The 13,187-nt window shown below is 71.1% G+C and carries 12 protein-coding genes; 6 read left to right on the plus strand and 6 right to left on the minus strand.

Features of this window, described 5'->3' with window-relative positions:
* Positions 1-5 precede the first annotated feature (5 nt).
* Genes ACFY0K_RS04485 through ACFY0K_RS04500 form a run of 4 tightly spaced genes read right to left on the minus strand, consistent with a single transcriptional unit; the run spans position 6 to position 6,503 of the window.
* The gene (locus tag ACFY0K_RS04485; protein WP_390638545.1) at positions 6-1,808 is read right to left on the minus strand and encodes a thiamine pyrophosphate-requiring protein; all 1,803 of its coding nucleotides are present in this window, start codon (positions 1,806-1,808) and stop codon (positions 6-8) included.
* A gap of 46 nt (positions 1,809-1,854) precedes the next feature.
* Positions 1,855-4,908 carry an FAD-binding and (Fe-S)-binding domain-containing protein gene (locus ACFY0K_RS04490; RefSeq protein WP_390638546.1) on the minus strand — a complete coding sequence of 1,018 codons (3,054 nt, stop codon included), beginning with the start codon at positions 4,906-4,908 and terminating at the stop codon, positions 1,855-1,857.
* Positions 4,905-5,516: an isochorismatase family cysteine hydrolase gene (locus tag ACFY0K_RS04495; protein WP_352362529.1), complete on the minus strand. Its 612-nt coding sequence runs from the start codon at positions 5,514-5,516 to the stop codon at positions 4,905-4,907. Before ACFY0K_RS04495 ends, ACFY0K_RS04490 begins: the two co-directional genes overlap by 4 nt.
* Before the next feature lie 30 nt (positions 5,517-5,546).
* On the minus strand, positions 5,547-6,503 hold the full coding sequence (locus ACFY0K_RS04500) for a TIGR03557 family F420-dependent LLM class oxidoreductase (protein WP_390638547.1): 957 nt from the start codon (positions 6,501-6,503) through the stop codon (positions 5,547-5,549).
* Between the two features lie 138 nt (positions 6,504-6,641).
* Here ACFY0K_RS04500 and ACFY0K_RS04505 point away from each other — a divergent pair, with 138 nt between their 5' ends.
* From ACFY0K_RS04505 to ACFY0K_RS04530, 6 genes are all read left to right on the plus strand, one after another.
* Positions 6,642-7,283: a diguanylate cyclase gene (locus ACFY0K_RS04505; RefSeq protein ID WP_390638548.1), complete on the plus strand. Its 642-nt coding sequence runs from the start codon at positions 6,642-6,644 to the stop codon at positions 7,281-7,283.
* An 80-nt stretch (positions 7,284-7,363) separates the two neighbouring features.
* The gene (locus ACFY0K_RS04510; RefSeq protein WP_390638549.1) at positions 7,364-8,014 is read left to right on the plus strand and encodes a hypothetical protein; all 651 of its coding nucleotides are present in this window, start codon (positions 7,364-7,366) and stop codon (positions 8,012-8,014) included.
* Complete coding sequence (locus tag ACFY0K_RS04515) at positions 8,014-8,256, plus strand: BON domain-containing protein (RefSeq protein WP_390638550.1); 243 nt, start codon at positions 8,014-8,016, stop codon at positions 8,254-8,256. The genes ACFY0K_RS04510 and ACFY0K_RS04515 overlap by 1 nt, the downstream gene beginning before the upstream one ends.
* The gene (locus tag ACFY0K_RS04520; RefSeq protein WP_351959829.1) at positions 8,253-8,978 is read left to right on the plus strand and encodes a metallophosphoesterase; all 726 of its coding nucleotides are present in this window, start codon (positions 8,253-8,255) and stop codon (positions 8,976-8,978) included. Before ACFY0K_RS04515 ends, ACFY0K_RS04520 begins: the two co-directional genes overlap by 4 nt.
* Positions 8,979-9,070: 92 nt before the next feature.
* Complete coding sequence (locus ACFY0K_RS04525) at positions 9,071-9,490, plus strand: CBS domain-containing protein (protein WP_351959828.1); 420 nt, start codon at positions 9,071-9,073, stop codon at positions 9,488-9,490.
* 144 nt (positions 9,491-9,634) lie between these two features.
* Positions 9,635-11,152, plus strand: coding sequence for a cytochrome bc complex cytochrome b subunit (locus ACFY0K_RS04530; RefSeq protein WP_390638551.1), 1,518 nt, complete (start codon positions 9,635-9,637; stop codon positions 11,150-11,152).
* On the opposite strand, the gene ACFY0K_RS04535 is transcribed toward ACFY0K_RS04530, so the two are convergent.
* Positions 11,070-11,474, minus strand: coding sequence for a cytochrome c oxidase subunit 4 (locus ACFY0K_RS04535; protein WP_390638552.1), 405 nt, complete (start codon positions 11,472-11,474; stop codon positions 11,070-11,072). The two genes, ACFY0K_RS04530 and ACFY0K_RS04535, sit on opposite strands and share 83 nt — an antisense overlap.
* Entirely contained in the window at positions 11,471-13,144 is a 1,674-nt protein-coding gene (ctaD, locus tag ACFY0K_RS04540; protein ID WP_390638553.1) for a cytochrome c oxidase subunit I, read from the minus strand. The genes ACFY0K_RS04535 and ctaD overlap by 4 nt, the downstream gene beginning before the upstream one ends.
* Positions 13,145-13,187 lie beyond the last annotated feature (43 nt).

The raw sequence follows: 13,187 nt of genomic DNA on the forward strand, positions 1-13,187 counted from the left end.
GTCGCTCACCGCCGTCCCGCTTCGTGCCGGTGCGGCAGGAACTCCTGCACCTTGGCCTTGAAGCCCTGCCGGACCATCGCCACCCGGTCGCTGTCGCCCTTCAGGACGGCGGCGGCCGCCGCCTCGATCTGGTCGAGGGTGGCGTGCGGCGGGATCGGCGGTACCGCAGGGTCGGTCACGAAGTCGAGGACGCACGGACGGTCGGCGGCGAGCGCGGCTTCCCACGCGCCCTGCACCCCGCCCGGCTCGTCGATCCGCATTCCCGTCAGGCCCAGCGAGCGGGCGAAGTCGGCGTACCCGACGTCCGGGAGGGACTGCGAGGGCAGGAACTGCGGGGCGCCCTCCATGGCGCGCATCTCCCAGGTCACCTGGTTCAGGTCCCGGTTGTTGAAGACGGCGACGATCAGCCGCGGGTCCGCCCAGTCCTGCCAGTACTTGGCGATGGTGATCAGCTCGGCCAGACCGTTCATCTGCATCGCCCCGTCACCGACCAGGGCGATCGCCGGCCGGTCGCCGTGCGCGAACTTGGCACCGATGGCGTACGGCACGCCCGGGCCCATGGTCGCCAGCGTCCCCGACAGCGAGCCCCGCATCGCCCCGCCCAGCTTCAGGTGCCGGGCGTACCAGTTGGCGGCCGAACCGGAGTCGGCGGAGAGGATCACGTCGTCCGGGAGGAGCCCGCCGAGGGCGTGGGCGACGTACTCGGGGTTGATCGGGTCGGCCTTGACGGCGGCCCGCCGCTCCATCACCTCCCACCAGTCCCTGACGTTGCTCTCGATCGTCTCCCGCCAGGACGGGTCCTCCATCTGGTCCAGCAGCGGCAGCAGCCGGCGCAGCGTGCGGGCCGCGTCGCCGACGAGGTTGACCTCGAAGGGGTAGCGCAGCCCGACCATGTGCGGATCGATGTCGATCTGCACTGCCCGCGCCTTCCCGAACGCCGGCAGGAACTGCGTGTAGGGGAAGGACGATCCGATGACGAGCAGCGTGTCGCAGTCGCGCATCATCTCGTACGACGGCCGGGTCCCGAGCAGCCCGATGGCACCGGTGACGTAGGGCAGGTCGTCGTCCAGGGCGTCCTTGCCCAGCAGCGCCTTGGCGACCCCCGCCCCGAGCCGGTCGGCGACCTCCTTCACCTCCGTGCGGGCGCCGCGCGCGCCCTGGCCGATCAGGATCGCCGTCCTGCCGCCCGAGTTGAGCACGTCGGCGGCCCGCTGGAGGTCGCCGTCGTCGGGCACCGGCGCGTAGTGCGACATGCCGAGGCTGGACGGCACCATCTTGAAGGCGTGCTCGGGCGGCGAGTAGTCCAGCTCCTGCACGTCGGCCGGGATGATCACGGCGGTCACCGAGCGGCGGGCCATGGCGGTACGCATGGCCCGGTCCAGGACGTTCGGGAGTTGCTCGGGGACGGTGACCATCTCGCAGAAGTCCGAGGCCACGTCCTTGTACAGGGACAGCAGGTCGACCTCCTGCTGGTACGAGCCGCCCATCGCACTGCGGTTGGTCTGCCCGACGATCGCCACCACCGGGACATGGTCCAGCTTGGCGTCGTACAGGCCGTTGAGGAGGTGGATGGCGCCGGGGCCTGAGGTGGCGGCGCAGACGCCGACCTTGCCGGAGAACTTCGCGTACCCGCAGGCCTCGAAGGCGGACATCTCCTCGTGCCGGGACTGGATGAACCGGGGGTTGTTCTCCGCGCGTCCCCAGGCCGCGAGCAGGCCGTTGATGCCGTCGCCGGGGTAGGCGAAGACGTGTTCCACGTCCCACTCGCGCAGGCGCTGGAGGATGTAGTCGGAGACCTTCGTCGACATGTTCGACAACCTTTCCTGAAGTGGACGTGCGTGCGTCTGCGGGTGTCTAGGGGCGGCGCAGCTGCCGTACGGCGCCCAGCGCGGCCGCGGCCGCGAGGGTCCCGGCGTCCGCGGTGGTCGCCCACCGCGCCGTGCCGGAGGGTTCGGCGGGCCGCCGGGCGAGCCGTTCGGGGCGGTCGCTGGGCACCGGGCCGTCGAGGGCCATGGCCAGCGCCTCCGCCAGGTGCAGGGCCCGGCGCCCGGTGCCGCCCTGCTCGATCTGGGTACGGCAGCTGAACCCGTCGGCCAGCACCAGGCTGTCGGGGGCGGCCCCGCGCACCGCGGGCAGGACGCCGAGCTCGCCGACGGCCATGGAGACGTCGTGGTGCCCGCGTTCGAAGCCGAAGTTGCCGGCCAGCCCGCAGCAGCCCTCGTCGAGGACGTCCGCGTCCAGGTGGGCGCGGCGCATGAGTTCACGGTCGGCGTCGAACTTCATGATCGCGTGCTGGTGGCAGTGGGTCTGCACGGTCGCCTGCCGGGCCAGGAACGGCGGCTGCCAGCCGGCGGGCGCGTGGTGGACCAGCTGCTCGGCGAAGGTTCGGGTCTGCCCCGCCAGGCGCTGCACGTCCTGGTCGTCGGGCAGCAGTTCCGGTGCGTCGGAGCGGAACACGGCCGTGCAGGACGGCTCCAGGCCGATGACGGGGGTGCCCGCTTCCAGATAGGGCGCCAGCGTCCGCAGGGTGCGGCGCAACACCTTCTTGGCCACGGCCAGTTGACCGGTGGAGATCCAGGTCAGGCCGCAGCACACGGGTGTCTCGGGCACGGCCACCCGGAAGCCGGCGTCCTCCAGGACCCGGACCGCCGACATCGCGATCGATGGGTGGAAGTGGTTGCTGAAGGTGTCGGGCCACAGGACCACGGTCGCCGGATCCGCCGGGTCCGGCTGCTCGGTGCCGAGGGCGCGCCACCACCGGACGAAGGACCGCTCGGCGAAGACCGGAGGCTGCCGTTCGCCTGCCACCCCGGCGAGGGCCTTTCCGGCCCGTCCGAGCAGCGGCGCGTGCAGCGCGTTGTTGGCCAACGTGGGCGCGTGTTCTGCCAGTCGGGCCCAGAGCGGCAGCCAGCCCATCGAGTAGTGGGCGGCCGGCCGGGGCCGCCCCGCGTAGTGGTGGGCGAGGAACTCGGCCTTGTACGTGGCCATGTCGACGCCCGTCGGGCAGTCCGACTTGCAGCCCTTGCAGGCCAGACAGAGGTCCAGGGCGTCCCGGACCTCCGTGGACCGCCAGCCGTCCTTGACCGCCGAGTCGGCATGCCCGTCGAGCATCTCGAACAGCAGCCGCGACCGCCCGCGCGTGGAGTGCTCCTCCTCGCGGGTGGCCCGGTACGAGGGGCACATCACGTCGCCCTCGAGGCTCCGGCAGTTGCCGATGCCGACACAGCGCAGCACCGCCTGGGTGAACGAGTGGTCGTCCTGCGGATACCCGAAGTGGGTGTCGTGGGTGTCCGGCCGCCAGGCGGCTCCGAGCCGCAACTGCCCGTCCACCGGCTGCGGATCGACGACCTTGCCCGGGTTCATCCGGTTGCCCGGATCGAACAGCGCCTTGAGTTCGCCGAAGGCACCGACCAGCCGCTCCCCGAACATCCGCGTCAGCAGCTCGCCGCGGGCCTGCCCGTCCCCGTGCTCGCCCGACAGCGAGCCGCCGTAGGACGCCACCAGGTCGGCAGCCCGCTCCAGGAACCTGCGGAAGTCCGCGACGCCGTCCGCGGTCTTCAGCCCGAACGGAATCCGGGTGTGCACACACCCCTGCCCGAAGTGCCCGTACAGCGAAGGGTGGTCGTAGCCGAACTCCTCGAACAGCCCCTTGAGGTCCCGCAGATAGTCGCCGAGTCGCTCCGGCAGCACCGCCGAGTCCTCCCAGCCCTCCCAGGTCTCCCGGTCGTCCGGCGGCCGCGCGGTCACCCCGAGCCCGGCCTCACGTGCCTTCAGCATCCTCTGCTCACGCTGCGGATCGTCGGAGAAGGCGACCGAGGAGTCCTTCTCGGACCGGCCGATCGACTTCAGCAGCGCGTGTGCCTGCGCGTCGACCTCCTCCTGGCTGTCCCCGGTGAACTGCACCAGCAGCCAGCTGTCCGCCTCCGGCAGCACCCGCAGCGACTCCAGGTAGGCGTGCTCCTCGCGCATCAGCTGCGCCATCCGCCCGTCCAGCGCCTCCAGCTGGCCGGGGGAGCAGTGCCCCAGGATCTGCGGCACGTGGTCGGCGGCCTGGCAGATGTCGTCGTACCCGAGCACCAGCAGCGACTCGTACGACGGCACCGGCACCAGCTCCAGCTCGGCGCGCAGCACGGTCACCAGCGTGCCCTCGCTGCCGACCAGGGCCTTGGCCACGTCGAAGCCGTTCTCCGGGAGCAGCGAGTCGAGGTTGTAGCCGGAGACACGACGCGGGATCTTCGGGAAGCCGTGCCGGATGTCCCCCAGGTACTCGGCGACCAGCCGGTCCATACCGTCGTACAGCTCGGCGCGCCGGCCGCCCTCGTCGGCGATCCGGGCCCGCTCGGCCTTCGAGGTGGGGCCCACCCACATCCGCAGCCCGTCGTACGTCATCACTTCGAGCCGGCGCACGTTGTCGACCGTCTTGCCGTACGCCTGTGCGGACGCCCCGCAGGAGTTGTTGCCGATCATGCCGCCGAGCGCGCAGTGGCTGTGTGTCGACGGCTTCGGGCCGAACTTGAGCTTGTGGGCGGCCAGCCGCCGGTTGAGTTCGTCCAGGACGATGCCCGGTTCCACCACACAGGTGCGGGCCTCGGGGTCGACGGAGACCAGGGCGTTGCAGTGCTTGCTCCAGTCGATCACCACCGCCTCGTTCGTGGTCTGCCCGGCGAGACTGGTGCCGCCGCCCCGCGACAGCACCGGCACGTCGAAGCGGGCGCACAGCTCCACCGCGTGGGCGCCGGCCTCCACGGTGCGGGGCACGACCACGCCGAGCGGGACCTGCCGGTAGTTGGAGCCGTCCGTGGAGTAGGCGCCCCGGCTCCCGGTATCGAAACGGACCTCCGCGTCGGTTCCGGCCCGCAGGGCCGTGACCAGGCGGTCCAGTGACTCTCCGGGAACGCGTGAGCTCATGGCCTACCTCCGGGCTGACATGGAGTTCCCTCCGGCACGGGCCGCCGGGTACCCCGGAAATCCACTTCCTTCTCCAGGACAATTCGGGCACCCATGTTGCGCTCCATCATTTCCAGCGCCGCGTCCGCCAGGTGCGGGTGGATGGAGGCGACGGCGTCCTTCGGCACCGTGACCTCCAGATGGCGGATGTGCGCGTCGAGAGCGGAGTACAGGACGCACTGCTCGGTGACCTGACCGGTCAGCACCACCGTCCCGACGCCCAGTTGCCACAGCAGGTATGACATGGGCGTGTCGTAGAAGATCGAGTGCCGGGCCTTCACGACGAACAGCGATTCGTCGTCGGGCCGGATCGGCTCGACCAGGGCGGCGTGCGGGCGGGACAGCGCGGATTCGACCAGTTCGCCGTGGTGGGAGCGCCAGAGCCCGAAGTTGTCGTTGGCGTAGATCACCGGCACGTCCGCGTCCCGGGCCCGGCCGATCAGGTCCGCCAGGACGGGCACCACCTGCTCGGCGGCGGGCAGCAGCAGCTCCGCGTCCTCGTGGTCGTACGTGTTGATCATGTCGATGACCACGAGCGCGGTGCCGTCGGTCGATCCGGACCCGGTCACGGCGTTCACCACCTTCCGCTGCCGTCGCGGTCAGCTCCGCAGCCGCGGCAGGACCTTGGTGCGGTAGAAGTCGAAGAAGCCCTGCTGGTCGGGGCCGATCTGGTTGACGTAGACCGTGTCGAACCCGGCGTCGACGAACGCGGACACGGCCTTGACGTGCTCCTCTGGGTCGTCGCCGCACGGCACGGAGCCGGCCACCTGCTCCTCGGTGACCAGTTCCATGGCCTGCTCGAAGTGGCGCGGGGTCGGCAGGATCTGCGGGAGTTCGCCGGGCAGCTGCTCGTTCGCCCACAGCCGGTGCGCGGTGCGGACGGCCTCCTGCCGGTTGGTGCCCCAGCACACCTTCATCCCGCCGTACACGGGGTTCGCGCCGCCGCCCCCGCGCCGGAACCGCTCCACCACGGACTCCTCGGGCATCATCGTGATCAGCCCGTCCCCGATCCGCGCCGCGACCTCGGCGGCCTGCGGACCGAACGCCGACACGTCGATCGGCACCGGCTCGTCCGGCACCGTGTACAGGCGGGCGTTCTCCACGGTGTAGTGTCGGCCGTGGTGGCTGACCTGCTCCCCGGTGAACAGCCGGCGGATGATCTGGAGGGCCTCCTCCAGCATTTCCAGCCGCACCGGCGCCTCGGGCCAGACCGTGCCGAGGATGTGCTCGTTCAGCGCCTCACCCGTGCCCACCCCCAGCCGGAACCGGCCGTCCAGCTGCACCGCGGCGGTCGCGGCCGCCTGGGCGACCACGGCGGGGTGGGTGCGCACCAGCGGGCAGGTCACGGCCGTCTCCACGGGCAGCGAGACCGCCTGGGAGAGGGCGCCGATCACCGACCACACGAACGGGCTCTGGCCCTGTCCGTCGTGCCAGGGATGGTAGTGGTCCGAGATCCACAGCGCCTCGAAGCCGGCCTGCTCGGCCATCCGCGCCTGCTCGACCAGGTCCGCGGGGCTGTGCTCCTCGCACGAGAGGAAGTATCCGAAGGCCGCCATCGTCTCTCCTGATCCTCGTGTGTGACGGGGGACCGCTGCCGAGTACCCGGTGACCACCGGGTTGTGCACGGAGTGTCGCCCGGATGAGGAGGGGTACCGGGGAGACGGGTCATCGACAGACCGACCACGGAGGTGTCCATGGCACTGCGCGTGCTGCCCCGAAAGGCCTGGCGGAACTGGCGGCGCTCCGCCGACCTGCGCATTCCGCTCCGCTCGACCGAGGTGGAGGACGCGAGCAGGCGGTTCCTCCTGTACGGCGCCGTCCCGCTGTGGGTGGTGCCCGGCCTGGCGGACTGGTGGATGCACAAACGGACCCGGATCGAGCACACCAGCGGCACCAGGGAGTCCGTGGTCCACGCGGTGATGATGACCGAGGCCGGGGTGCCGGTGCTGCTGGGCCTGCTGGCCCGGATCAACCCCCTGGTGCTCTCGGTGATGGGCGGCGCCGCCCTCGCCCACGGCGCGACGGCCGTGTACGACGTGTCGCTGGCCGTCGGCGAACGCGAGGTCCGGCCGATCGAGCAGCACATCCACAGCTTCCTGGAGGTGCTGCCGCTCACCGCCCTGGCGTTCACCGCCTGCCTGCACGACGACCAGGTCCGGGCCGCCCTGCGCGGCGGCCGGGGTGCGCGGGACTGGCAGCTGCTGCCCAAGGAGCACCCGCTGCCGGCCAGGTACCTGGCGGCACTCGCCGGGGCCGTCGTCTGCGGCGTCGTCGTGCCGTACGCCGAGGAGCTGTGGCGCTGCCTGCGCGCGGCGCGGACCGTGCAGGCGGCGTAGAGCATGCCGCCCGTGCCGCCCGTCCCGCCGGTCCCGTCCGGGCCATCCGTCTCGTCCGTGCCGTCCGAAGGGAGCAGTCGATGAGAAACGGACAGGACGCCGAACGCGCCCCCGGCCTCCGGCTGACCGAGCCGGAGCCGAAGCCCGCCATGCCGGAACAGCTCCCGCCCGACCGCACCCAGGCCATTTTGGAGGCGGCCAAACAGATCGGCGCCATCCTCAAACGGGCAGGACACAAGTTCGCGCTGGCCGGAAGCGTCGCCGTCTACGCGCACGGCGGCAGCGGCAGGCTCCGGCACGACGCCGACTTCTGCGTGCTGCCCGAGGACGCCGAAGCGGTGGCCGGGTCCCTGCGCTCGGCAGGCCTCACGGTGCGCGTCCCGCCGGAGGACTGGCTGGTCAAGACCACCTGCTTCGACCAGGACGTCGACATCATCTTCGAACTCGCCCACCAGCCGGTCACCGTGGACCTGCTGGCCCGCGCCGAGGAGCTCTCGGTCGACTCCGTGCACATGCCGGTCCTGTCGGCGACCGACCTGATGGTGAGCCTGAACACCGCCTTCTCCGAGCACCACTGCGACTTCGGGGCCGTGCTCCCGGTGGCCCGCACGCTGCGCGAGAAGGTCGACTGGGGGGAGGTGCGGCGCCGCTGCGGGGACGAGCCGATGCCCGCCGCGTTCCTCTTCCTCCTGGAACGGCTGCACGTCGTAGAACCCCCGCAGGAGCAGTGATGAACCTCGAATACCGGGTGGCCCGGGTCGCCGAGCACCTCGCCGCCGGACCGTGCGGCGAACTGGGGGTGCGGGCCGAGATCCGGGGCGGGACGGTCCTGCTGACCGGGACGGTCCCGTCCGCGGCCTGCCGCGAGGCCGTCCGCCGCGTCGTCCAGGACGAACTGGCGGACGTACCCGTCCACTGCGACCTCGTCGTCGCCGAGACGGCCCCGCCCGATCACCCGGAGGCACTGACATGACCCGGGTCGCGGCCGTCGGCGACATCCACATGGGCCCCGACAGCCAGGGCACCCTCCGCCCGGCCTTCGAGACCCTGCCGGGCTGCGCCGACGTCCTCCTGCTCGCCGGCGACCTCACCCGGCACGGCACCCCCGAGGAGGCACAGGTCGTCGCCCGGGAGATCAAGGACCTGGGCGTCCCGGTCGTCGCCGTCCTCGGCAACCACGACCATCACGACGACCACCCCGACGAGGTCACGGCCATCCTGCGGGACGCCGGAGCGCACGTCCTGGAGGGCGAGGCGACCGTCGTGACCCACGGCGGCCTGCGGATCGGCGTGGCCGGAACCAAAGGCTTCGGCGGCGGGTTCGTAGGCCGGTGCGCCGGGGAGTTCGGCGAGCCCGTGATGAAGGAGTTCGTGCGGTACTCCCGCCGCCGCGCCGACGGCCTGCGCGCCGCCCTCGAAGAGCTGCGCGGGCGCGAGTGCGACGCGCGCATCGCCCTGACCCACTTCGCCCCCGTCCCGGACACCCTGGCCGGCGAACCCCCGGAGATCTACCCCTTCCTCGGCAGCTACCTCCTCGCCGAGGCCATCGACACGGTGGGTGCCGACCTCGCCGTCCACGGCCACGCGCACGCCGGCACCGAACACGGCATGACCGCCGCGGGAGTGCGGGTGCGCAACGTGGCCCAGCCCGTCATCGGACGGGCCTTCCACGTCTACTCGCTGGCCGCCCACTGAACCCGCCTCGGCCCGGGAGAGACCCGGCAGGAGGGGTACCCGGGCGCCGACAGGCACCCGGACGGTGCGGACGACGAGGAAGGGGGCCGGTCATGGCCCAGCACGTGCGCGACATCATGACCAGCGACGTGGTGAGCGTCGAACCGCAGGCATCGGTGGCCTCCGTGGCCCGCCTGATGCGGGACGAGGACGTCGGCTCGGTCCTGGTGACCGAGGACGGACACCTGCGCTGCCTGGTGAGCGACCGCGACCTGGTGGTGCGGGCCTTCGCCGAGGGCGTCGACCCGGACCGGACCACCGTGATGCAGGCGGCCAGCGCGGACCTGGTCACCGTCACCCCGGACGACAGCCTGGACCGGGCGGTCCGGCTGATGCGCGAGCACGCCGTGCGGCGGCTCCCGGTCGTCGACGGCGACCAGCCCGTGGGCATCATCGCCATCGGCGACCTCGCGATCGAACGCGACGAGAAGTCCGCCCTCGGCGACATCAGCGCGGCCCGGCCCAACACCTGACGGCAGGGCCGGGAAGACACCCGAGGCGCTCACGCTCTCAGCCGATCGGGTGCCGCGGCCCGGCCGCGCGAGTGTTTCGCGGCGGCCGGGTACTCACCCCGCGCCTCCCGGGCAAGGGATGGCGCGAGGTGAGGAGGGCGTCCGGTGAATCACGAGCACGGTGCGGCGGGGGAGCGACTGGCGAACGCGGTCGACGCCCGGCTGCCCGTCCACGACGGGGCCGGCCGGCTGCTGCGCAAGTCCTTCCCCGACCACTGGTCGTTCCTGCTGGGCGAGATCGCCCTCTACAGCCTGATCGTCCTGGTGCTTACGGGCGTGTGGCTGACGTTCTTCTTCAAACCCGAGATGCAGGACATCGTCTACCAGGGTTCGTACGTCCCCCTGCTCGGACAGCCCGTGTCCGGAGCCTTCGACTCCACCCTGCGCATCAGCTTCGACGTCCGCGGCGGGCTGCTGATGCGGCAGGCCCACCACTGGGCGGCGCTGGTCTTCGTCGCCGCGATCGGCGTGCACCTGCTCCGGATCTTCTTCACCGGCGCCTTCCGGCGGCCCCGGGAGATGAACTGGGCCATCGGCGTCACCCTCTTCGCACTCGCCCTGGCCGAGGGCTTCGCCGGCTACTCCCTGCCCGACGACCTCCTGTCCGGCACCGGACTGCGGATCGCCCAGGGCATCATGCTGTCGATCCCGGTGGCCGGGACGTACCTCGCGATGTTCGTGTTCGGCTCCGAGTTTCCCGGCCACGACATCGTCCCCCGGCTGTACAGCCTGCACATCCTGCTGCTGCCGGGCGCGCTGATCGCCCTGGTCACCGTCCACCTGATCCTCGTGTTCCACCTCAAGCACACCCACTGGCGCGGACCGGGCCACCGGAACACCAACGCCGTCGGCAAGCCGCTCTACCCCCAGTTCACGGCTTCCTCCCTGGGCCTGTCCCTCATGGTCTCCGGGCTCCTGTTCGTGCTCGCCGGGGCCGCTCAGATCAACCCGGTGTGGAAGTACGGCCCTTACCGCCCCGACCAGGTGTCGACCGGCTCCCAGCCGGACTGGTACGTCGGCTTCCTCGAAGGCTCGTTGCGCCTCGTGCCGCCCTGGGAGACGAACCTCGCCGGTCACACCCTGATGTGGAACGTGCTGCTGCCGGCCGTCGTCCTGCCCGCGCTGCTCTTCCTCGTGCTGTACGCCTACCCCTTCGCCGAGCAGCGGCTGACCGGGGAGTGGCGACAGGAGCAGCACCTCTGCGACCGCCCCCGCGAACGGCCCGTCCGCACCGGGCTCGGCGTCGCCGGGATCACCTTCTACGGCGTGCTGCTGCTGGCCGGCGGCAACGACGTCGCGGCGCAGACCTTCCGCATCTCGGTGAACGCCCTGACCTGGATCTTCCGCGTCCTGCTGATCGTCGCCCCGGTCCTCGCCTTCTTCCTCACCCGCACGGTGTGCCGGGCCCTGCTGCACGCCGAACAGGAACGGCTGACCGAGGGCGAGGAGACCGGCGAGGTGCGGCAGACCCTCGCAGGCGGCTACGAGAGCGGCCACCGCCCGGTCACGTCGTTCCGGCCGGGCGCCCCGCGCCGGCCGCTCAGTCCGCCTGACCGACCCCCCGGTTCACGTACTGGAACACCATCCCGGCAACACCCCGAGCCAGAACGCCGAAGCCGATGAGGAACAGCCACAGCCCGAACACCACACCGGTCGCCGCGAGCGCGAACCCGAGGGCGGTGACGATCGGCCAGGAGCTGTGCGGCGGGAAGAACTCCACCGGCCCGGCCGCCTCCGCCACCTCCGCCTCCTTGCGGTCCTGGGGGCGCGGGCCGTGCCGGACGTAGCTCACCGCGCAGAAGAACGACACCAGCGCGGCCATCCCGAACGCCACGATCAGCGCCGCCGTCCCGGCCGGGTCCGCCCGTGACCACACGCCGTAGAGCGCGGCGGCGGCGCCGAAGAAGGCGGCCACCCCACCGAAGAGCAGTGCCTCGACCTTCACCGCAGCTCCTTCTCCTCCGCCAGCCGCAGGATCTCCGGATGGTGCAGGTCGAACGCCGGCGACTCCGACCGCACCCGGGGCAGCGCCACGAAGTTGTGGCGCGGCGGCGGGCAGCTCGTCGCCCACTCGAGGGCGCGCCCGTACCCCCACGGGTCGTCCTCCTCGACCTGCCGTCCCGAACGGGCCGTACGCCAGACGTTGTAGAGGAACGGCAGGGTGGAGACGCCCAGCAGGAACGCGCCCGCCGACGAGAGGGTGTTGAGAAGGGTGAAGCCGTCCGCCGGCAGGTAGTCGGCGTAGCGGCGGGGCATGCCCTCGGCCCCGAGCCAGTGCTGCACCAGGAAGGTCAGCTGGAACCCCGGGAAGAGCAGCCAGAAGTGCACCTTGCCCAGTCGCTCGTCGAGCATCTTGCCGGTCAACTTGGGCCACCAGAAGTAGAACCCGGCGAACATCGCGAAGACCACCGTGCCGAAGAGCACGTAGTGCAGATGGGCCACGATGAAGTAGGAGTCGGTGACGTGGAAGTCGAGCGGCGGCGAGGCGACGAGCACCCCGCTCAGCCCGCCGAGCAGGAACGTCACCAGGAACCCCATCGACCACAGCATCGGCGTCTCGAAGGAGAGCGAGCCGCCGCGCATCGTGCCGATCCATGCGAAGAACTTGATCCCGGTCGGGACGGCGATCAGGAACGACATGACCGAGAAGAACGGCAGCAGCACCGCCCCGGTCGCGAACATGTGGTGTGCCCATACCACCGCCGACAGCATGGTGATCGAGGTGGTCGCGCCGATCATCGGCAGATAGCCGAACAGCGGCTTGCGCGAGAACACCGGGATGATCTCCGAGATGATCCCGAAGAACGGCAGGGCCACGATGTACACCTCGGGATGCCCGAAGAACCAGAACAGGTGCTGCCACAGCAGCGCACCGCCGTTGTGCGCGTCGAAGACGTGCGAGCCGAACTTGCGATCGGACTCCAGGGCGAGCAGCGCGGCCGTGAGCACCGGGAACGCGGGCAGCACCAGGACGGACGTGAACAGCACGTTCCAGGTGAACATCGGCATCCGGAACATGGTCATGCCCGGCGCGCGCAGGCACAGGACGGTGGCGAGGAAGTTCACCGCGGTCAGCGTCGTCGACACTCCCGACACCACCAGCCCCATCACCCACAGGTCGCCGCCCGCGCCGGGGGAGAAGTAGGCGCTGTTCAGCGGCGCGTACGCGAACCAGCCGAACGCCGCAGGCCCCCCGGGCACCAGAAACCCGGAGACCACGATCAGCCCGCCGAACAGGTACATCCAGTACGACAGTGCGTTCAGCCGCGGGAAGGCCAGGTCCGGGGCGCCGATCTGGAGCGGCATGATCGCGTTCGCGAAACCGGCGAACATCGGGGTCGCGAACAGCAGCATCATGATCGTGCCGTGGATGGTGACGAACTGGTTGTAGCTCTGGTCGTTGAGGAACTGCAGCCCGGGACGGGCCAGTTCGGCCCGCATGCCGAGCGCCAGCAGCCCGGCGAACAGGAAGAAGCAGAACGCCGTCACCAGGTACAGGCGGCCGATCACCTTGTGGTCGGTCGTGGAGGTCCAGCCGAGCAGCCGGCGCCCCAGCGGCGCGGGCAGCCGGGGAGGCGCGGGCTCTTCGCCGACGCGTTGCGAGAGTTCGCTCATGGTCCTCCTCAGCCGTGCCGAGCGCGGGAAGCGCCTCGCGGGT

It is taken from the genome of Streptomyces sp. NPDC001507 (assembly GCF_042894765.1).
GTDB lineage: Bacteria > Actinomycetota > Actinomycetes > Streptomycetales > Streptomycetaceae > Streptomyces.